This is a genomic window from Paenibacillus sp. TAB_01 (assembly GCF_043945595.1).
In the GTDB taxonomy this organism is placed as follows: Bacteria; Bacillota; Bacilli; order Paenibacillales; family NBRC-103111; genus Paenibacillus_S.
In genome coordinates this window covers 5,528,224-5,549,899 of record NZ_JBIFNP010000001.1, presented here as the reverse complement: position 1 = coordinate 5,549,899, position 21,676 = coordinate 5,528,224, and the positions used below count along the sequence as shown (strand labels likewise).

The following is a 21,676-nucleotide window of genomic DNA, read 5'->3' as shown; positions in this document are numbered from 1 at the left end:
GCATCGTCCCTTCCAGTCATTCGTTTCGTTAGACGTTCGCGCTCAGCGGAGCTTCCGCCAGCTGTTTCAACGCGACGTAATCCGTCTTGCCGCTGCCAAGCAGCGGCAGCTTCTCGATCGCTTCGATCCGCGACGGCGCGAGCAGCGGAGAATAGCCTTTGCCGCTGAGGAACGATTTGAGTTCCGTCAGACTCGCGGCGGCAGCGGCGGGCTGCGTCACGTACAGCACGATCCGCTCTCCCTTGCGGCCGTCTGCGACGCTGACGGCCGCTAAGCCCGCATGGCCGAAGCAGGCGGCGGCGATTTCTTCAACAAGCTGCAGCGAGATCATCTCGCCGCCGATTTTGGCAAACCGCTTCAGCCGCGACTTGACGGTAAGAAAGCCCTGCTCATCCTGCTCCACCACATCTCCGCAATCGTACCATTCCGGGCACGGCACGAAGCCGCGGCCATGAATCAGATAGCCCTTCATCAGATTGGGGCCTTTAATGTGCAGGCTGCCGCCGGCGGCAATGCCGGGGACGGGCTCCAGCCGGCATTCGATGCCGGGCAGCGGACGCCCAACCGTGCCTTGCTTGTAGGCAAGCGGCGCGTTGATCGATACGATCGGCGACGCCTCGGTCGTTCCGTAGCCTTCCAGAATGCGGATGCCGAACTTCCGGCTCCACAGCTCGGCGACCTCGTCCTTCAGCTTCTCCGCGCCGGTGACGACATAGCGCAGCGAGTGAAAATCATACGGGTGTGCGGCTCTGCCGTACCCGGCCAGAAACGTGGAGGTCCCGAACAATATGGTCGCATTCCGGTCGTAGACGACCTCGGGAATGACGCGGTAGTGCAGCGGGCTCGGATAGAGCACCACCGGGACGCCGGTCAGCAAGGGCAGCAGCGTTCCGGCGGTCAGCCCGAAGCTGTGGAACATCGGCAGCGCGTTGAACAGCTTATCGGCGGAGGTGAAGTCGAACACGGTCTTGGCTTGATGGATGTTCGCGAACAGCTGCTCGTGGCCGAGCACGACGCCCTTCGGCTTGCTCTCGCTGCCGGAGGTGAAGAGCAGCACGTCGCGCGCTCCGCGGTCGGCCGGTGTATTCTTCACCGTCTCCCACAAGGCGGCGAGCTGGTCGCCGCGGCTGACGGAAGCCCGGACGTCCTCCAGGTACACGATGCGTACCTGCTGCCCGAGCGCTTCCGCGACGTCCTGCAGCTTCGCTTTCGCGACAAACTCCCGCGACGTTAGCACCGTCCGCAGACGCGCGGTTTCACACGCGTCCAGCAGGTTCTGCTGTCCTGCGGAGAAGTTCAGCATCGCCGGCGCTTTGCCCAGCCGGAACAAGGCGAACAAGGCGATGACATGCGCGGCGGAGTTGGGCAGAAGCAATCCGACGGCGTCCTGCTTCTTCAGCTCGGGCGCCAGCTTGCGGGCGAACAAATGCGCTGCGAGGATCAGCTTGCGGTACGTGAAGCGCTGCGTCAGGTCACTCGCAGATGACGCAGCCGTATCCGTGCAGGGAAGCCTGCAGCCGCAGCTCGTCGAACAGGTTGATCTGCCGCTTCAGCCGGCTGTGCAGCAGATGCTCCTGCATCGCCTGGAGAATACGGTCCGCGGCCAGCTCCTTCTGCCGTTTCATCGGCAGCTGCGGATCGGGCGAGACCTGGAACGCCTCGCCGATTTCAATGGAAACGGCGGGGAACCAGACCGTTCTTATTTTGCTTCCGATATAAGAAAACTTCGAGCGTTCAGCTCCATTGATTGCGATAGGCACCAGCCGGGCGCCGGTCCGCAGGGCAATGTAGGCGATGCCGGTATAGATTTTCATCAGTCCGCCCGTCGTCGTGATGCGGCCTTCCGGAAACAGCACCAGCGGTGTTCCGCTGTGCACCGTACGGACCATGGTACGGACGGAATAGGGATTCAGGGGATCGACGGTAATATAATTGCACAGCCTAAGCGGCAGCTTGAACCGCTCGGCGATCCGGGTATTGACGACGAAGGTGGCTTCTCTCGGCAAATATAGAGCGAGCAGCACCGCGTCCATCAGTGATACGTGATTAGGCATCAGAATCGTTTTCTCCGATAAATCCAGCTTCTCGAGACCGCTCAGTCTCAGCTTGAACAGCCAGCGGAACAAGATTTTCAAGAACGCAATGAGCAGGTGCACAGCAATCGACTCCTCTTTTGCAGACTGGCCTTATGACCAGGTACTGATGATTTGTTAATTGTATTGTACTGGAAATCGCAGCGGTTGCAGAGTACTAAGTTGGTGTAGTACCTTTTTTTTACCCGCAGGGCGCAGGCGGCGATGCAATTAAACAGAAATTGACAAGTCCCCACCCCCGTGCTAGAGTGAAATTAACTTACTTTATCAAAGCGACTTCCTTTCTGCGCCCCTTATTGGGAATAGAACGGAAGTCTTTTCTCTTTAGAAAATTTTCATATAGGAGGATACCGTGACAACTACCGCTCAACCGCACAAAAGCCATTTCTGGCTCATAGCCGCCGTAGCCTTGGGCACGCTGCTTAACCCGCTCAATACGACGATGATTTCCGTCGCCTTCTCGCGGCTGCAGGATGAATTTCAGGTCACCTATGCCTCCATTTCCTGGCTCATTGCCACTTATTATGTGGCCAGCGCCGTTGCGCAGCCCGTTATGGGCAAGCTCGGGGCCCTGTTCGGACGCAAAAAGATTTTTATGCTCGGCCTTGCACTCATTACCGTATCCTCCATGCTGGCGCCGCTGTCTCCGGGCTTCGGATGGCTGATGGCCTTCCGCGTCATTCAAGCCATAGGCAGCTCGGCACTGTTTCCGTCGGGAATGGGCATCATCCGCTCGGTCATTACGACGAATCAGGCCCGCGCGCTCAGCGTCATGTCCGTATTTTCTTCGACCTCGGCCGCGTTCGGCCCGTCCCTCGGGGGCTTCCTGATTCAATACAGCGATTGGCAGTCTATCTTTCTGATTAATTTTCCGTTCATTCTGGCGTCGTTTGTGCTTGCCCTTAAGATGATGCCCAAGGACGCCCCGCGCAAAGGCTCGGCCGCCGGTGCGCTGGACGGGCTCGGCATCGTTTTTTTTACCGTGCTGATCTTCAGCTGGCTCTTCTTCTTTCTGTCGTTCAAATCGGGGGTGAACTGGCTTCTGCTGCTGCTCAGCCTTGTTCTGAGCGTAGGATTTTATCTGTATGAGGCCAGACGGAAGCAGCCGTTTATCGATGTGCTCTTCCTGCGGAGAAACGTCAACGTATGCTTTGTGTATATCCAGTTTATTTTGGTCAACATCGTATTTTATTCGATTATGTTCGGCATTCCTTCTTATCTGCAGCAGGTCAGGCATTATAACGGGCAAGAGGTAGGACTGATCATGCTGTCGATTTCCGGCTTCGGCGTGCTCATTACACCGATCGTCGGACGCTGGATCGACCGTTCCGGCTCCCGCACCCCGTTATTGGTCGGGACGCTGTTTACGGTGGCGGGAACGTCGCTGCTGCTGACGCTGACGGATACCTCGGCGCCCGGCTGGATTTTCACCTGCTTGTCGGTGCTCGGGATCAGCAACGGCTTCCAGAATCTCGGGCTTCAGACGGCGCTCTATTCTTATGTGGAGCGGTCGGAGACCGGGATTGCCTCCGGCTTGTTCATGACTTCACGGTTTATGGGCACGATTCTATCCTCGAGCCTGCTCGGGACAGTATTCAGCACCCAGATCACGACCAGCCATCTGCATACCTTGATTCTGGGCTGCGTCATTATCAGCGTCGTCATGCTGCTGCTCTCGATCCGAATGTGGGTAAAGGAAGGCGGAAGCCTCCGGCAGATGCAGCCGTAAAATCACCTCTTGGGGCTGGCTCTCCTCATCCGCATCCATCGCCAAAACGCAAGTCCATGTTCTTCTGCCAGCGCAGAAAACATGGGCTTTTTTGTATTGACAGAGGGTCAAATGGATACAATGGTAAAAAAATGCGGAGTGAGGTGGATGAAGGTGAGCTTTTTTATGAAGCTGCTGCACAGGCTCCTTCAGAGCGCCTCCACGGAAAGCACCGGGGAAGAGACAAGGCCTAAACAGCTGCTTCCAACCCATGTGCAGGAAACCGTCAATCAGATTAAATCCCGCACGGGAAACAGCTCTGACATTGTATTTCGCAGCTTCCCGATTCAGCTCAAAGAAGGGGCCGTCTCCGTCGTTGTCGTTTATTTGGAGGGCATGGCGGACGTTACGGAGATTTTGGAAGCTTTATTGTTTGATATAAAAGAAAACGATTCTTTTTTTCGCAGACTTCAAGAACAATCGGACCCGCTTGCTGCGTTGAGGGAGTCCACACTCCGCAGCGGAGATTTAAGAACGATAGAAGATTGGGAAGCGCTGTATCATGCGATTCTGTCGGGCGACACCGTCATCATGGTCGACGGCACGGCCCGCGCGCTGGCGGCCAGCACGAAAAACTGGAAGAGCGGGGAGTTACCGAGCCTTCGACGCAGACGGTTATCCGCGGGTCCCGCGAAGGGTTCTCCGAGACGCTGCGAACCAATACGACCTTGATCCGGCGAAAAATCAAAAGTCCGGATCTTTGGATGGAAACGATGCAGATCGGCACCGTGACCCAGACGGATGTGGCGGTGATGTACATCCGCGGCATCGTGAACGAAAAGCTGGTGGACGAAGTGCGGCAGCGGCTGCAGCGCATTCGCATCGACGCGATTCTGGAAAGCGCCTATATCGAAGAAATGATTCAGGACAGTACGTTTTCTCCGTTTCCGACGATCTATAACACCGAGCGACCGGACGTTATTGCGGCGGGACTGCTGGAGGGCCGCGTAGCTATTCTGGTGGATGGAACGCCGTTCGTGCTGCTGGCACCCGCGCTGTTCACCCATTTTATTCAAACGGCGGAGGATTATTATCAGCGCTGGGATATCAGCTCGCTGCTGCGGATTTTGCGCTACATCTGTTTGATGATTGCGCTGCTCGCGCCTTCAGCCTATATTGCTGCAACCACATTTCACCAAGAGATGATTCCTACTTCGCTCCTGGTCAGCATTGCCGCTCAACGGGAAGGGATTCCTTTTCCCGCCTTTGTTGAAGCGATGCTGATGGAAATTACTTTTGAAATTTTGCGGGAGGCCGGTATCCGCATGCCCAGAGCGATCGGTCAGGCGGTTTCGATCGTCGGAGCGCTCGTCATCGGTCAGGCGGCCGTCGAGGCGGGGCTTGTAGGGCCGGCGATGGTTATTATCGTATCTATCACGGCGATAGCCAATTTCGTGATTCCCTCGTTTAATATGGGAATTACTATCCGTATTATCCGTTTTTTCCTGATGATGCTGGCCGCTTCGTTCGGCTTGGTCGGGATTATGGTCGGTTTGATTGCGATTGTGCTTCATTTATGCAGTCTGCGCTCCTTCGGAATTCCGTATCTTGCGCCTTTCGCGCCTTTCATTGCCGAGGATCAGAAGGATAATCTGTTCCGGCTGCCGCTTTGGATGCAGAAGACGCGCCCGCGGCTGATTAATCAGAGCAATATGGACAGGCAGCAGAGCCATGAGAAGAACAACCCGCAAAGAGGAAAATGACACCAGGAGAGGGACGATGGTGTACCATGCTGAGAAGAACAAGCCGGAGCCTGGCGCTGCTGACTGTGCTGCTATGCTTGACGGGCTGCTGGAACCGGAGAGAGTTGAACGAGATGTCCATTGCTTCGGCCTTCGGAATTGATAAGGTGGGTGACCATTATGAGGTTTCGGTACAGCTCATCAACGGGGACGAAGTGGCTACGAATAAAGGGGGCGGAACTCAAAGGATGCCTGTCGTCACCCAGCAGCTGGCAGGCGGGGACACCATTTTCGAATCTGTCCGTCAGCTGACGACAATCACGCCGCGCAAAATTTATTCCTCCCATATTCAAATGCTGGTTCTTGGGGAGACTCTGGCCAAGGAAGGGATTGCTAAGGTACTTGATGCCTTATCCAGAGATCATGAAATGAGAACCGATTTCTATATCGTCGTCGCTAAGAACGCAAAGGCGGCGGATGTTCTGAAAATATTGACCCCGTTAGAGAAAATTCCTTCCCATAAAATGTTCTCCTCGCTGGAGTCGGCGGAGAAGGCTTGGGGAGGCGCTACGACGGTGGATCTGCACCAGCTGATTTATGATTTGGTCAGCAAAGGAAAGGACCCAGTTTTAACCATGGCGGAGGTTATAGGCGATCCTCAGACCGGCCAGTCTCATTCCAACCTGAACTCGGTGCATCCGCCAGTGAATATAGAATATAACGGTCTAGGAGTCTTCAACAGGGACCGTCTCGTCGGCTGGCTCAATCAGAACGAGAGCAAAGGCTACAACTATATCGTCGGGAATATCAAGAGCACGATAGTCAACGTAGCTTGTCCCCAAGGGGGAGAATTGGGCCTTGAGCTGATTCGCACCAGCAAAAAACTCAAAGGGAATGTCGTCAACGGGAAGCCCGAAGTGAGTGTTCGCATTAAAGTGGAGGGGAATGTGGGCGAAGCGGAATGTACCCTGGATCTCTCCCGCAAGGAGTCGATTCAGCTGCTGGAGAAGGAGGCCGAAGAACAGATTAAGGCGACGATCCTGTCGGCTGTAAAGAAAGCGAAGAAGTATAAATCGGATATTTTTGGCTTCGGCGATGCGATTCATCGCGCAGAGCCCAGGTTCTGGAAGCAGGTGGAGGACCAATGGGAGGAGCAGTTTGTAGAGCTTCCAGTACAAGTGACGGTTGAAATGAATATCCGGCGAACAGGGAGCGTCGTCGAATCGTTCCTGGATGAAATGAAGGAGGAATGAAGGATCGGTGTGGATTGTCGTTACCTTGTTGGTTACTGCGCTGATTATCCTGTTTGAGGTTCCGGGATTGTGGAAGAGCAAGCAGTGGAGAGAGCTTGGCGTATTCGCCGTACTGATGGCAGCCGGATTCATACTCGCAATTCTTCACTCGAGCAATGTCCGTCTTCCGAATCCTATAAACATGATTATTACAATTTATAAACCGTTGGCTGATTCGATTTCCAGAATGCTGGGGTAACGGTAGAAAGTATGTGAGTGTCTTGCTGGAGAATGGGAAAATTCATACGCGACAATTAAAGGTCATGGCCATGCTGTTCAGTCTAGGGAGCGCGATTCTGATCGTTCCCTCCGGACTGACCGCATCAGCCAAGCAGGACGGCTGGATTGCCGCGGCGGTCGGTACGTTTGCCGGTTTGCTGCTGATCTTTTTATTTGATGCTTTAGGCAGGCGTTTTCCGAATCAGACGCTGGTCGAATACAGCGAGACCGTGCTCGGCAAGTGGTTAGGGAAGGGCGTCGCTCTGCTATATATTGGATATTTTTTTCTTCTGTCTTCGCTTGTGCTGCGAAATATCGGTGACTTCATTACGAGTATTACGCTGCCGGAGACGCCAATCCAGGCGGTTCATATTATTTTTCTGGTGATTGTTATCTTGGGTACACGTCTTGGACTTGAGGTTTTTATGCGCACGGCGGAAATTTTTTTTCCGTGGATTCTGATGCTGCTATTCCTTCTCGTAGTCTGCATTTCACCGCAAATTCAATACTATAAAATGCTGCCGATTCTGGAGGAAGGCATCAAACCGGTACTCAAGGGAAGCTTATCCATTCTCGGGATCCCTTATTTGGAGCTGGTTGTCTTTCTTATGCTGTACCCTTATGTCAGCAAGATCGAAAAGGCCGGTAAAGCCTTATTTATCGGAGCATTGTTCGCCGGTGTCGTGCTCATTATGATCACGGCGTTGTGCGTGCTTGTGCTTGGCTCCGATTTTACGGCAAGACATGCGTTTCCCAGCTACACGCTGGCCAAAAAAATCCATTTCGGCGAATTTATCCAAAGGATCGAGGTATTTATGGGCATCACCTGGTTCCTGACCATCTATTTTAAACTCATTGTGTGCTTTTATGCGTCCGCGCTTGGACTAGCCCAGCTGTGCAGGCTGCGAAGCTACAGAATCTTAACGCTGCCGATGGGCGTGCTTCTGATTGTGCTGTCCTTGATCGTGTACCCCAATATCGTCTATTTTAGAGAATTTGCCTCTCAAATATGGACGCCATTCGCCATGACCTTCGGCTTGGTTCTGCCGGTTCTGTTGTTAACCGTAGCTTCTATCCGCAAAAAGCTTCGGAGCTGAGCGAAGCTCTCGCCTCTGCCGCTACAAATATCATTGCTGCGAGTACGGATCATTCTTCCGAACGTTTGCGCTTCTACAGAACGATTCCGAACTCTCCGCTCATTTTTCAGCAGCCTCCTTTTTCCCGCCCGTGTTGGGAATCGCGTCTAAGTTCGAATCCTGGATTTTGCCCGGCTTTACCGGGATGTCAAAAAACGCCCGCTCGGGAGGAGGCCTCCGGACGGGCGTTTCGTATAACAGGGTGAAGCCGGTTACATATTGATCTCTTTGCTGCGCGATTCGGCTATTACGCCGCCCCGACTTGCGGCTGCACGTGCTTTCAACCGCTCGAGCCACACCTTGGACGCCTCGGCGACGGACCAGCGTAAGCAGCAGCCCGCTCAGAGAAACCAGCACGGCAAGCGGCAGCCCCCACAGGTTGCCGGGATGCGTAAAGAAGGGAACCAAGGCAATCGCGAGAATAGGCGGCGCATTGAGACGGAATTTTTGAATCAGGATGATCGTACTGAGCACAGCTGCAAAAAACGAAATAAATCCGGTGTCGGACAAGAACAGCGCCGAACTGATGAGCGAAGCTGCCGAGGCGCCGGCGATCAGCCTGCAGAAATCTTTGAAAGCGAAGGTGCGGCTGATGAATAAGTAGGAGAAAGCGCCGAGCGTCGGGTAGAACAGCATTTTGACGCTAGGTATATGTTGTGCAATCCAATAAATAAGCAGTAAATAGAAGCAAATCGTCCATGTTTTTAAATTCAAACCCCGTTCACATCCTCTTGTCCATTCATCTGCAAAAGATACAAACCTGAAGAATCATACCTGATATACAGGCAGGATGTCAATACATGTTGGTTCTTTTTCCCAAAACTACACCCTCCGGCCCAAAAGTTTTGTATAATAAAATTTGTTTTCGTGTTTCAAACCATTTTTTAACGGGTATATCCATATAGGGGGAAGTGTGTCTATGTTCAAACAATGGAGATTCGATATACGGTCCAAAATTGCATTGGGCTATTTTTTAATTGTACTCTGCCTTGGCGTATCCGTATTTACGCTAAACAGCCGAATTGCCTCGCTGCAGAAGGAAATTGATTTTATTACGAACCATGATATGGTCGTTCACAACCTTTCGTATCAAATCGAGAAGTATCTTGTCGATATGGAAACAGGGATGAGAGGCTATGTTATTACGGGAGACCAGAATTACTTGGAACCGTATTATACCGCAACGCAGAACTGGGAGTCGGATTACAATAAGCTTTATGAACTGATTGCCGATAACGGGACTCAGACACGCAACCTTGAGATGATCAAGGGCAGCTTCCAGCAATGGGTAGATACTGCCGGGGAAGCCGTTATTACCATGAAGCGCAATGAGGACAGCGCGGGTTTATCCGCCTTTTTCAAATCGGATGCGGGGAAGCGCCAAACGGATCAACTGCGGATTCAATTCGATAATTTCCGCAATACCGAAAAGGGGCTGACCGCCAAACGAGTGGCGGACCTGAACGAGAGCAATGCTACGCTGAAGTATCAGCTGTATACGCTTATGATTATCATTCTTATCGTGTCCATCGTGGTGGCCTACATTATTTCGCGGTCGATCGTTAAGACAGTTAAGCAGGTCAGCCGGGCTATTACGGAAATCGCCGCTTCCGGCGAAGTGACGGCAACCCGGATTACGGTCGATTCCAATGACGAAATTAAGGATTTGGCGGAATCGGCCAACATGCTGCTGGAAAGCCAGGAGAAGCAGACGTGGCTTCAAATGAATCTTGCCGAAATGGCCAACTTCAACCAAGGGTTTACCGATGTAAACGAGCTGGCGGAATCCTTTATAAGGAAAATTGCCGTATTGATGAACGCAAGCTACGGTATCTTTTATTTATCGGAAGGGCAAGGGAAAGGACAAGTTCTGGTCCGCGCGGCTTCCTATGCCGCTGACGGCGATGATGCGGGAGCTCCAAGGCTTCGTCTTGGCGAAGGCTTGGCCGGTCAAAGCGCTGTCGATCAGCAGCTGGTCGTATTGAACCCGGCACCGGCCGATTATATCAAGATCGGTTCCGGACTTGGAGAGACGGAGCCTTGCAGCGTGCTGATCTGTCCGATTGCTTTCGAGGGCCGGACGGAGGCGGTCATCGAGCTGGCTTCGCTCGGGACGTTCTCGGAAACGCAGCAGCAGCTGATGAAGCAGCTTCAAACGACGTTCGGCATCTCGCTGAACCGGGTGCTGAGCCGGATGGAAGTCGATCGGCTGCTGGTCGAGACGCAGTCTCAGGCGATGGAGCTGCAGGCGCAGACGGAGGAGCTGCAGCAGCAGGCCGAGGAGCTGCAGGCGCAGTCCGAGGAGCTGGTGTCGCAGCAGGACGAGCTGAAGGCCTCCAACGATCTGCTGCGCAAATCGGAGGGCCGGTTGCAGCGTCAGCAGGAGGAGTTGGAGCAGAGCAACGAGGAGCTGTCACAGCGCTCCATGCTGCTGGAAGCGCAGATGCGTCAAGTCGAGGAAATCAACCGGCAGATGGAGGAACAGAGGGATGCGCTGCAGAAGCAGGCTGCAAAGCTGACGACGATGTCGAAGTACAAGTCGGAGTTTTTAGCCAATATGTCGCATGAGCTGAGAACGCCGCTGAACAGTCTGCTTATTTTATCCCAGCTGCTGACAGAGAATAAACAGGGCAACCTGGATGAGAAGCAGGTGGAGTTTGCCAGAACGATACATTCCTCCGGAAACGATCTGCTTCGCTTGATTGATGAAATTCTTGATCTGTCCAAGGTGGAAGCGGGCAAAATGAAAATTGAGATTGAGCCGGTGCTGCTGAATGACGTGAGGGAGAATCTGTATCGAAGCTTCCAGGAGGTTGCCGTCAAAAAAGGAATCCGCTTCGAGCTTGAGCTTGAGCCTAATGTGCCTGAATGTGTCGTAACCGACGGACACAGGCTGCAGCAGATTCTAAAAAATCTGCTGTCCAATGCATTCAAATTTACGAACCAAGGGCAGGTTTCCGTACGAATCTTCCGTTTGGACGAGACTTCCGCCGCAGCGAAAGGCCAAAAAGGCTTTATCGGCTTCGAGGTGAAGGATACCGGTATCGGGATACCGAAGGATAAGGTCGATATTATATTCGAGGCGTTCCAGCAGGCCGACGGAACGACCAGCCGCAAATATGGCGGCACAGGACTAGGACTGACGATCAGCCGGGAGCTTTCGCGCCTGATCGGAGGCGGAATCGAGATCGAAAGCCGCGAAGGGCGCGGAAGCACGTTTACGCTGTACATTCCCGAGACGCTCGATATGGCTTACCGAGCCGCAATGGAAGAAGCGGGCGTTGCCGAGATCAAGGGGAAATCCGAATCGGCTGTCTCTTCAGCTGCCATAAACGAGCAAGTTTTGGCGCCGAGCATTGAACTGTCGGATCCGAGCCTGCTGGCGGCGGACGGCGTGGAGGATGACCGGGAGCGGCTGAGCGACGGCGACCGCGTGCTGCTGGTTATCGAGGACGACATCCATTTTGCGACGCTGATGCTGGATATGGCCCGCTCGCGCGGCTTCAAGGGGCTTGTCGCGCTGCGCGGCGACGTAGGGCTTGCGCTCGCCCATGCGTATAAGCCGGATGCAGTGCTGCTGGATATTCAGCTTCCGGTGCTGGACGGCTGGTCTATTCTGGAGCGGCTGAAGCAGCATCCGGAGACAAGGCACATTCCGATCCACATCATCTCGGTCGTCGAGGAGCAGCAGGAAATGCTGACGATGGGGGCTATGGCCTATTTGAAAAAACCGGCCAGCCGCGAAAAGATCGAAAATGCGTTTGCGCGTATCGAGACGTTCATGAACCGCGATTTGAAGCGGCTGTTGATTGTCGAGGACGATATCGCCCTGCGTGACAGCCTGGTAGAGCTGATTGCTCATGACGATGTGGCGATTACCGCCGTATCCACCGGGGAGGAAGCGCTGGCTGCGCTGCAGGAGGATCATTATGACTGCATGGTGATGGACCTGGGGCTGAACGATATGTCAGGCTTCGACCTGCTCGACCGCATCCGTAAGAACCGTACGCTGGTGCGGCTGCCGATCATTATTTATACAGGCAAAGAGCTGGATATGAAAGAAGAAATCGAGCTGAAGAAATATGCCAAGAGCATCATTATCAAGAATGTCAGATCACAGGAAAGACTGTACGACGAGACGGCCCTGTTCCTGCATCGCGTAGAGGCCAATTTGCCGGAGGAACGGCGCAATCTGCTGAAGAAGCTGCACAGCAACGTGGCGGCTTTCGAAGGCAAACGGATTCTGCTCGTCGAAGACGATATTCGCAACGTCTTCGCCTTGTCCAACGTGCTGGAAGGCTACAGCCTTCAGGTCAGCTTCGCTGAGAACGGCCGTGAGGCGCTGGAGCTGCTGGAGAAGCAGCCGGACTTTGATCTGGTCCTGATGGATATTATGATGCCGGAAATGGACGGCTATCAGGCCATGGAGGCTATTCGGGCGATGCCTCAATTCGCCAAGCTGCCGATCATTGCCCTAACGGCCAAGGCGATGAAAGAGGATCGTCAAAAGTGTATTGACGCGGGGGCTTCGGATTACATCAGCAAGCCGATCGATCCGGAGAGACTGCTTTCGCTGCTGAAGGTGTGGTTGTATAAATAAAGGAGGGTTCACGATTACTGGAAATAAAGACGTCGATGCCGGAAGAGAAGTCTCCGCGGTCAAGGAAACGGCCGAACGGGAACGGATCGAAGTTGAGCTCTTATTGGAGGCGATTTTTCGCAGATACGGGTATGATTTTCGCAATTATGCATACGATTCGATAAAGCGGAGGATTGGGCACGGTATGCGTGCCCTCCGCTGCAAAACGATTTCCGCGATGATCGAGCAGGTGCTGCATCATCCGGAGCAGGTGCAGAAGCTGCTCCGCTATATGGTAGTGAACGTGACGGAAATGTTCAGGGACCGCTCTTTTTCCGCTCGTTCCGGGAAAAGGTGGTGCCGTTCCTTCATACGTATCCGCATATCCGGATCTGGCACGCAGGCTGCTCGACAGGGGAAGAAGTGATCTCCATGGCGATCATCCTGCAGGAGGAAGGCCTGTATGAGAAGTCGCGCATCTATGCGACCGACATTGATGAAGAGGTGCTGCGCCGGGCTCAGGCGGGGATATTCCCCTTGAACAAGATGCAGCAGTATACGCAAAATTACATTCAAGCCGGAGGATTGCGGTCGTTTTCCGATTATTATACTGCGAATTACGACGCCGTCATTTTTCATCCGTCCTTGATGAAGAATATCGTGTTTGCCCGGCACAATCTGGTAACCGATCAATCCTTTAATGAATTTAACGTTATTTTTTGCCGTAATGTCATGATTTACTTCGATAGAAGCCTGCAGAACCGGGTGCATCAATTGTTTTATGAAAGCCTGGGCATGTTTGGCGTACTGGCCTTGGGGGATCGGGAATCGATCCGCTTCAGCGAACATGATGCATGCTACGAGGCGATAGACGCCAATGAAAAGCTGTACCGGAAGATGAGATAAAGCGAGGGGACCTGGGAGTGATGAATCGAGACTATCCAATCAATATCTTATTGGTTGACGATCATCCTGAAAATTTGCTCGCGATCGAAGCGGTTTTGGCCGATGAGCCTTATCGTTTGGTGCGGGCTTATTCCGGCCATGAAGCGCTGAGGTGCTTGCTGCGCGACGAGTTTGCGGTCATTTTGCTGGATGTGCAGATGCCGGGCATGGACGGCTTTGAGACGGCCCGTCACATTAAATCACATGACAAAACAAAGGATATTCCGGTTATTTTTATTACGGCGACGAGCAAGGAAACAACGCATTACGATGCGGGCTATTCCGCCGGCGCCATCGATTATATGGTGAAGCCGTTCGTGCCCCAGATTTTACGTTCCAAAATCAGGGGCTTCGTCAGCCTGTATGATGCTCAAAAGGCGCTGAAGCAGCAGACGAAGCGGCTTGAGGAAGCGAATCTGGAGCTGCAGCGCTCCTCGCAGGAGCTGAAGAAGGCCGAAGCGCAAGCGCGCGCCGTTATGGAAACCTCCATCGATACGATGCTTGTATTCTCTACGCGGGGCACTATTCTGAAAGCCAATCCGGCGGTAGAGATGATGTTCGGCTATACGCCGCAGGAGCTGCAGGGCAAGCCGATCTCTCTCCTGCTGCCGAGCTTTGCCGATGGCCGCAGGCCGGAGAAGTGCCAGCTTGGCAAAGTGCTCGAAGCCACGACCCGCCGGAAGGATCAAACCTCCTTTCCAGCGGAAATCCAGCTGGGTGCCTCGATGGAGGGTTCCCATCTGTTCGTCTGTACGGTGCGGGACATTACGGAGCGGAAAAGGGCGGAGCAAGCCCTGATCCAGGCCAAGGAAGTGGCCGAGGAAGCTTCCAAGGTAAAGACCCGGTTTATGTCGTTCATGAGTCATGAAATCCGGACGCCGCTGAACGGCGTTATAGGCATGATGGATATTTTGCTCGATTCGGGGCTGACTGACGAGCAGCGGGAGCTGGCGGATATCGTGATGCAGAGCGGCATTACACTGAGCACGATCGTAAACGATGTGCTCGATTTCTCCAAGCTGGAATCCGGCCGGATGGAGCTGGAGGATGAACCGTTTCTGCTGCAGGTATGTCTTGAGCAGATCATGGATATGTTCACCGCCAAGGTGAGGGAGAAGCAGCTGGAGATGCTCTATGTCATCGATCCGCGGCTGGAAGGCTTGGTTCGCGGGGATATGACCCGGCTGCAGCAGGTGCTGCTGAATCTGGTCGGCAATGCGGTCAAATTCACGGAACGGGGTGGAGTTTATATTATCGTCAGCTGCGTAGGCGAGACGAACGAAGCCTTCCGGATCGAATTTGCCGTGAAGGATACCGGCATCGGCATTCCGGAGGATAAGGTCTGTCAGCTGTTCCAGCCCTTCACGCAGGCGGATGCGTCCATGAACCGCAAATACGGCGGTACGGGGCTTGGACTTGCGATCTCCAAGACGCTCGTGGAGCTGATGGGCGGCAGCATTCGGGTGGAATCCGGGGAGGAGAGCGGCGCGATATTCATTTTCACAGTTACGTTGAAGCGCTGCGAAGAGCATTTGGCGGTACCTGTACAGCAGGAGCTGGCCGCCGCCCTGGAGCCTTCCAACACGGCCGCTGCCGCCGTGCAGCCCGGCAAGTCGCTGCGCGTACTGATCGCCGAAGACGAGACGCTCAACCAGAAGCTGCTGCTCTATATGATGCAGCGGATGGGGCATAAGGCTCAAGTGGTGGAAAACGGTCTTCAGGTTATCGAAGCGTTGGAACGGGAACGGTTCGATGTGCTTCTGATGGATATTTACATGCCCCAAATGGACGGATTAAAGACGGTACATAGCATCGTCAGCCGCTGGTCGGACCAAGAACGCCCTCTGCTTATTGCCACGACGGCCAGCGTCCTGGAGAGCATCGAGAAGGACTGCTTGTCAGCCGGCTTCGATGAGTTTATGAGCAAGCCTGTCCGGCTCGATCATATCCGCAAGCGGCTCGATCAGCGGATCTCCGGCGCGCCCGGCAATGCTACCTCTGCTTCCGGTATTGCCCGGGGGGGACGCCGACAATCCGTTTGAACATACGGATAAAATTCGAATAATCGTTAAAGCCTGACTGCTGGCACGCATCGGTTACATTATGACCGTCGTGCAGCAGTTTTTTGGCATAAGCGATCCGTTTGAGCAAAATATACTCGTGAATGGTGCTGCCGATGCTCTGCCGGAACAAGCGGCTCAAGTAATAACGGTTCATAAAAAATTGCTGCTCCAGCGCCTCAAGCGTCAGATTATGGTCCAAGTGATGGTCGATGAAATCCAGCACGGGAGCGAGCTTCTCCGGCACGACGGAGGAGGGGAGCGGGGACAGGTTCTGCGTGAAGGCACGGTTGAGAAGGACGAGCAGCTCGATAAAATAAGTCATCAGGAGCAGCTCGGAGCCGTCCCCGGGCCGGCTGAACAGCCCGTCCATCTTGGCATACAAGGCCAGCAGCTCCTCAAGCTGCTGAGGAAGCAGCTGAATTTTATTATGCTCGCCCTGCGGGCGGTCATGGAAGCACTTCAGCAGATTATAGCCGTAAGGAGCGGCATAACGCTCTACGGCTTGAGGATCGAAGTGGATCACGATGTTTTCGTAAGGCGTATGGGACCGATAGGTCGGCTTGTGCAGCTCGCGGCTGTTCATCAGAAGCAGGTCGCCGTAGGCGAGAGGATATACTTTTTTTTCGATTAAATAATGGACGTCCCCTGAAATGAAGAAATATACCTCGTACCTGTCATGCAGATGGAAATCCATTTTGTAAGGCTGCTCCGTCCGTTTGTGGATATACTGGACGCCAGCGATTTCATGGGCTATATGCACCGCTCGGCCTTCCTTTCGTAAAAAAGTCAAAAAAAGCAATAAATACGGCAATTGATGCAAGGAATTTGTTTTTATTATAGCTCATTATAAACTTGAATGGATAGCGTGTTCATTTTAAAGGAGCTTCCAGAATGCTTCTTCTGACATAGAACGCGCCTAAACTCTATGAAATCAGGTGAAACCGTGAAAACTTTAGGAACAGCAGTTATCGGCTGCGGCTCCATCTCCGGAGTGCATTTGACCGCGCTAGCCAAATTGGAATTAGCTGAATTGAAAGCGGTTGTAGACGTGAATGAGAGCTTGGCGCAGAAGGTTGCGGCTGAATACGGCTGCGATTACTACACGGATTACCACGAAATGCTGAAGCGTGACGATATTCAGGTGGTGCACTTGTGCACTGGCCATTATCAGCATGCGCCGATGGCGGTAGACGGGCTGAATGCAGGCAAGCACGTATTGACGGAGAAGCCTATGGCCGAGAACAAGGCTGCGGCTCAAACCATGCTGCAGGCGGCGAAAGAGCACCCGGAAGTGCAATTGGGCGTTATTTTTCAAAACCGCTACAATGCGTCTTCGATCCGCATGAAGCAGGCGGTGGACAGCGGAGAGTACGGCAAGCTGGTCTGCATGAAGGGGCTGGTTACGTGGCACCGCAGCGCGGCTTACTATGAAACTCCATGGAAAGGCAACTGGGCAACCGAGGGCGGGGGCGTACTGATCAATCAGGCGATCCACACCGTGGACCTGATTCAATGGCTGGGCGGAGAGATTGCCAGCATCAAAGGCTCGATCTCGACCGACTCGCTGGAAGGCGTCATTGAGGTGGAGGACACCGCTCACGCGCATATTCAGTTCAAGAACGGCGCAACGGCTATTTTCTATGCGACGAACGCTTACTTGAGAAACTCTCCTGTGGAAGTGGAGATCGTGTTCGAGAAAGCGACGCTCGTTCTGCGCGGCGATACGCTGTACTTGGAGCGGGACGGGGAAACGACGATTTTGACGGAGCCGGTCCGAAAACACGCTCGGAGCCAAATCGTATTGGGGCATGAGCCACGAGCATCAGATTCGCGATTTCTATGTGCATCTGCTGGAGCAAAAGCCGTTCTGGCTGGATCGGACCGGAGGGCTACAAGGCGTTCCGTCTGGTCATGGACATTTACGAATCGTCACGCACCGGCCAACGCGTGATCTACGAATAAAAGGGAAACGTCCGATTCGGATTTCCCGTACTATACGAAAGAAACGATTGATAAGTCCGGCGGGATGCGCCGGGCTTTTCATTGTTCGGTTCATAGCAGCAGGAGCAGCTTGTCCGCACGCTTGGCCAAAGTGATTTTGTGCGGATTTTCTCCTCCATTCATGGAGACCAAGACAGCCGGCTTGTCATATAGTATAGAGAGGAGCTCTGTGTCCAGATGGGAGCAGCGCGATCGCACTGGGCTGAACGATAACTCCAAGGAGTGAGACCTAACATGATTGTGATGACGGTCGAGGGTGCGCCAAGTCAGAAATTGATTGATCTGTCGGATGAAATGATGGAGAGCTTTTTTAAATATTCCGGTATTTCCCAGTACAGGAAGCTCTGTTTTGCGGCTCACGAGCTGGTAACGAATGCCGTAGAAGCAGTGCTGCGGCAGCAGGAGACTGCCGGCTCGGACCATCGGATCGAAGCACGGATGCCCGGAATGTTCATCCGAATGGAGCTGAACGGGGAGGACATTGTTATTACCATCTCCGCCCAGGGCGCGCTGCGGGATGGCCGGCTCACGGCGGAGATTCCGAGGATCAGCTTCGACGATCTGCTCCAGGAGGAGCGGGGAAAAGGGCTGCTGATGGCCAAGCGGCTGTCCGATCAGCTGACCTTCGAGCAGGACGGTGAAGGCAGAATTATTATGCAGCTGCGCAAAAAAGGCGGGATAGATCATCAGGAAGATACACAAAAAGGCTGACCTGCGTGTCGCTCACAAATACAAGAAACCTTCCGAATCGCGATAGAACCGATCGGAAGGTTTTTTTCGCTGCGCGGTAAAACAGCTTGTCTCCTGCGCGGTTATTCGCCCCCGGCGAGCTGATTGTAGAAGCCGATGACTTTGTCTTCGTAAGGCTGCGGGTACACCTTGTGCGACCTTGCATGGTCGGCGCCGGACGTTTTCCAGAATTCGAATCGGTCCGGATGCTTCTCCCACAGCGATTCGCTGTTCTCATAAGGAATGGAGTGATCGTCCGTGCTGTGGATAAACAGAACGGGCCGCGGATAAATCCGATCCACGGCGCTCAGCGCGTCGACGGCATCGGTTTGAATGCCGGTCAGACGCGGCAATATTCCGAGAATGAGCGGTGTGAACGGGAAGCTCGGCAGATGTGACCAGACGGGTAAATTATCCTCGAGATAATGCGTCAGGTGGTTAAAAGGGCTGTCCGCCACGACGCCTGCAACCGCCGGCTCTTCTGCTGCGGCGAGCAAAGCGGTGGTGGCTCCCATGGAAAAGCCGTGGACGGCGATTTTTCCGGGATGATGGCCCTGCATCCAGTCAATGGCCCCGAGCAGATCGAACTTCTCCAGGTAGCCGACCGAGGTCAGGCTGCCACCGGATTCACCGGAGTTGCGGAAGTCGAACATCAGCACATTGTAGCCTTGCTCGACAAAGACCTTGGCCAGCTTTAACGTATCCCCGGGCGTATACTCCCGGTTCTCTCGATACCCGTGAGCGATAATCACGTTAAGCTTGGCCGGCGCGGCTTCGCTCGGCAGGAACCAGCCCTTCAGGGGGACATCCCCGTTCCGGCTGGTGAATTGAACGGGTTCGAAGGCGGCCCCATAGCGGGACGGATCTTCCGTGAGCGGCTTGTGCTCGGGATGGGTCAGCTTCCAGCCGACATATACGGAAACCAGTACGCAAATCAGCGCGAGGGCTGCAATGAGAGATCCGAGTGTCCATGCTATCTTGTTCAGTCTGTATCTTCTTTGGGGCCGGTAAGCTCTTGTTATCGCAGGAGTGGGTCGCATAGGCCGATCCTTTCTGTATCCTTGTATAATGACATGCATTTTGCAAGTTCATTATACGATAAGAGCCCGATTAGCGACAGCCCTTTGCCGGCATTTGTCTTATTTCTTGCGATGATACAGGAAAGAAACGGCGGTAGCCCCAACCGCAAGCATCGCGCCCCAGAGCGTATGAAGGCTCAATGTCCAGATCAATGGTACGGCCCATACGATTAGCAAAACGGCATGAACCAGAAAGCGAACGGTGCTGACCGCCCGTTTCTTCAACTCATGAGGCAGAGGGTAAATCCGGTGCCAGACAAGCTCGGGATAGTACCGTTTCAAATCGGCAAGCTGGAGCGCGCCTACCGGCGCAAAAACCAGATAGGCTCCTAATTTGGCCCATTCGTTCGATACGGAAGCGATCAGCAGGCTGCCGATGATCAAGAGCCTTAAGGCGATGCCAAACAGCTCGGAACGGAAAAAGACCAAGGAATATAAATAGTGGTAGCTGTAAGAGCGCTGAAAGGGCAGTCTTTGGCTGATCGCCGTAATGCCACGAACATTCCTTGCCTTGACGCGCAGCGGCGGAACGTCCACGAACCAGTTGAGCACCCTGTACAGGCTTGCCCTGTGACGCTGCTCGAGCTCAATTAAGCGCAGCCAATATATCGTATATCGGCGAGGCCGTCGGAGAGCAGCCACATAGACGATGGATCCGGCGGCAAGCAGCAGAAGGCCGGTTCCCAGGCCGAAAGCAAGCAGGGCGTAGGCTGCGCAGTATCCCCAAGCCCACCGCAGCAAAGTCCAAGCCAAGCGGGTGCGCTCTTCCTGGAGCTGAAGCTCCGTCCATCTGCCGTATAGCAGCACGGCTTTAAATAACAGCCAGATAACCAGCAGCAGAAAAAAGGTCCACGCCGCTGCCCCTGTCAGCTTCGCATAAACGGGCCAGACAAGCAGCCAGGCGGCTGCGACACCCGCTCCCTGGACAATGAGCGCTTTGCGCTGCGCCGTCTGTATATATCTCTCCATGCTCTTCTCAAGGGGCAGAAGAAAAATAAGATCCGCCTCCTGAAGATAGGTACGGATGCGCCCGCCGGCAAGAAAAGGAAGCAAGACGAGCGCGGCCAGCGGCTTCCAGGGGAAATCCGGCGTAACCCATTGCAGGAAGTACTTGTAGCCGATAGAAAGAGCGAAAAAAGTAATGACAGCAGTCATCGTCATGCCCTGCAGCGCATAGTGCAGGTAGGGGCGGATTTCCTTGAGAAATCCGGCTTGCCTTTGCTCGTAAAGCGCCTCTTTGTCCATTAACGAGCCCCGCCTTTGGTCACCAGATCGCAGAATACATCGTCCAGCGGGCTGGAGGCCGGCAGGCCAGCCGCAGCCTGCAGATCGCCGACGGTTCCTGTTACGATCAGCCTGCCTTGATGCATAACGAGGAACCGGTCGCAGTAGCGCTCGATCGTTGCCAGAATGTGCGAGCTGATCAGAATGGCCGCGCCCTGCTGTTTGGCCTCGACCATTAATTCGAGCAGGGAGCGCATGCTGAGCGGGTCAAGCCCGAGAAATGGCTCATCAATGATATAAAGCTCAGGCTGTACGAGGAAGGCGCACATAATCATGACTTTTTGCCCATGCCCTTAGATAGATGGGAAGCCAGGCGGCTCGTCAGCTTGTCCATTTGAAAGCGAAGGAGCAGCGGCTCGATTCTTGCGGTGAATTCGGATGAATTCAGACCGTAGGCTCTGGCCGCCATTTCGAGATGCTCCATCACGGTAAGCTCCTCGTAGAGAATAGGGCTCTCCGGTACGTAAGCAAACGTTTGCCGATAATCGGTTGCTGTATCGGATGCGGTCCGCCCCTTCAGAGCAATTTCGCCCTTGTGCGGAAGCATAAGTCCTAGAATATGCTTGATTGTCGTGCTTTTTCCGGCTCCGTTCAAGCCGATCAAGCCGACCATTTCTCCTGCCTGAACATGAAAAGTGATGTCATGCAGCACAGGATGCTGACGGCTGTAGCCGCCGGTAACCTGTTGTACCTCCAATAATGGCTGCAAGCTTTATCGCCCCTTTCTCGTTCCTTCCATATAAAGTCCTTATTCTAGACTAACGGAAACAGAGGCGGTTTTCCAGTTAGGCGGGACCGGGCAATGG

12 protein-coding genes and 4 pseudogenes are annotated in these 21,676 nt (G+C 54.0%); 10 read left to right on the top strand and 6 right to left on the bottom strand.

The features are described from left to right. Window positions 1–28: 28 nt before the first annotated feature. Window positions 29–2,156 (bottom strand): annotated as a pseudogene (locus ACHHV8_RS27035) (AMP-binding protein). A gap of 289 nt (window positions 2,157–2,445) precedes the next feature. Between ACHHV8_RS27035 and ACHHV8_RS27030 the strand changes: the two are divergent. The 5 genes and pseudogenes from ACHHV8_RS27030 (at window position 2,446) to ACHHV8_RS27010 (ending at window position 8,151) form a co-directional block, all read left to right on the top strand. Next, window positions 2,446–3,822: an MFS transporter gene (locus tag ACHHV8_RS27030; protein ID WP_395162457.1), complete on the top strand. Its 1,377-nt coding sequence runs from the start codon at window positions 2,446–2,448 to the stop codon at window positions 3,820–3,822. A gap of 81 nt (window positions 3,823–3,903) precedes the next feature. Beyond that, a pseudogene (locus ACHHV8_RS27025) lies at window positions 3,904–5,564 on the top strand (spore germination protein). Window positions 5,565–5,590: 26 nt separating this feature from the next. Then, entirely contained in the window at window positions 5,591–6,796 is a 1,206-nt protein-coding gene (locus tag ACHHV8_RS27020; protein ID WP_395162456.1) for a Ger(x)C family spore germination protein, read from the top strand. A 7-nt stretch (window positions 6,797–6,803) separates the two neighbouring features. Continuing rightward, a complete protein-coding gene (locus tag ACHHV8_RS27015) occupies window positions 6,804–7,034 on the top strand; it encodes a hypothetical protein (protein ID WP_395162455.1) in 231 nt (76 codons plus the stop codon). 13 nt (window positions 7,035–7,047) lie between these two features. Next, window positions 7,048–8,151 carry a GerAB/ArcD/ProY family transporter gene (locus ACHHV8_RS27010; protein ID WP_395162454.1) on the top strand — a complete coding sequence of 368 codons (1,104 nt, stop codon included), beginning with the start codon at window positions 7,048–7,050 and terminating at the stop codon, window positions 8,149–8,151. A gap of 99 nt (window positions 8,152–8,250) precedes the next feature. On the opposite strand, the gene ACHHV8_RS27005 is transcribed toward ACHHV8_RS27010, so the two are convergent. After that, window positions 8,251–8,904: a hypothetical protein gene (locus tag ACHHV8_RS27005; RefSeq protein ID WP_395162453.1), complete on the bottom strand. Its 654-nt coding sequence runs from the start codon at window positions 8,902–8,904 to the stop codon at window positions 8,251–8,253. A 205-nt stretch (window positions 8,905–9,109) separates the two neighbouring features. Here ACHHV8_RS27005 and ACHHV8_RS27000 point away from each other — a divergent pair, with 205 nt between their 5' ends. From ACHHV8_RS27000 to ACHHV8_RS26990, 3 genes and pseudogenes are all read left to right on the top strand, one after another. After that, the gene (locus ACHHV8_RS27000; RefSeq protein ID WP_395162452.1) at window positions 9,110–12,790 is read left to right on the top strand and encodes a response regulator; all 3,681 of its coding nucleotides are present in this window, start codon (window positions 9,110–9,112) and stop codon (window positions 12,788–12,790) included. 13 nt (window positions 12,791–12,803) lie between these two features. Beyond that, window positions 12,804–13,675 (top strand): annotated as a pseudogene (locus tag ACHHV8_RS26995) (CheR family methyltransferase). A gap of 20 nt (window positions 13,676–13,695) precedes the next feature. After that, window positions 13,696–15,756, top strand: a complete 2,061-nt coding sequence (locus tag ACHHV8_RS26990) for a hybrid sensor histidine kinase/response regulator (protein WP_395162451.1) — start codon at window positions 13,696–13,698, stop codon at window positions 15,754–15,756. Here ACHHV8_RS26990 and ACHHV8_RS26985 read toward each other — a convergent pair. Next, on the bottom strand, window positions 15,707–16,537 hold the full coding sequence (locus ACHHV8_RS26985) for a helix-turn-helix domain-containing protein (protein WP_395162450.1): 831 nt from the start codon (window positions 16,535–16,537) through the stop codon (window positions 15,707–15,709). The two genes, ACHHV8_RS26990 and ACHHV8_RS26985, sit on opposite strands and share 50 nt — an antisense overlap. A 183-nt stretch (window positions 16,538–16,720) precedes the next feature. On the opposite strand from ACHHV8_RS26985, the gene ACHHV8_RS26980 reads away from it, so the two are divergent. Both ACHHV8_RS26980 and ACHHV8_RS26975 read left to right on the top strand, forming a co-directional pair. Next, window positions 16,721–17,728 carry a Gfo/Idh/MocA family protein gene (locus tag ACHHV8_RS26980; protein WP_395162449.1) on the top strand — a complete coding sequence of 336 codons (1,008 nt, stop codon included), beginning with the start codon at window positions 16,721–16,723 and terminating at the stop codon, window positions 17,726–17,728. A 284-nt stretch (window positions 17,729–18,012) separates the two neighbouring features. Beyond that, window positions 18,013–18,489 carry an ATP-binding protein gene (locus tag ACHHV8_RS26975; protein ID WP_395162448.1) on the top strand — a complete coding sequence of 159 codons (477 nt, stop codon included), beginning with the start codon at window positions 18,013–18,015 and terminating at the stop codon, window positions 18,487–18,489. A gap of 101 nt (window positions 18,490–18,590) precedes the next feature. Here ACHHV8_RS26975 and ACHHV8_RS26970 read toward each other — a convergent pair whose 3' ends face one another. From ACHHV8_RS26970 to ACHHV8_RS26960, 3 genes and pseudogenes are all read right to left on the bottom strand, one after another. Then, on the bottom strand, window positions 18,591–19,547 hold the full coding sequence (locus ACHHV8_RS26970) for an alpha/beta hydrolase (protein ID WP_395162447.1): 957 nt from the start codon (window positions 19,545–19,547) through the stop codon (window positions 18,591–18,593). A gap of 99 nt (window positions 19,548–19,646) precedes the next feature. Next, window positions 19,647–20,831 carry an ABC transporter permease gene (locus tag ACHHV8_RS26965; RefSeq protein WP_395162446.1) on the bottom strand — a complete coding sequence of 395 codons (1,185 nt, stop codon included), beginning with the start codon at window positions 20,829–20,831 and terminating at the stop codon, window positions 19,647–19,649. After that, a pseudogene (locus ACHHV8_RS26960) lies at window positions 20,831–21,579 on the bottom strand (ABC transporter ATP-binding protein). Before ACHHV8_RS26960 ends, ACHHV8_RS26965 begins: the two are co-directional and overlap by 1 nt. Between the last annotated feature and the right edge of the window lie 97 nt (window positions 21,580–21,676).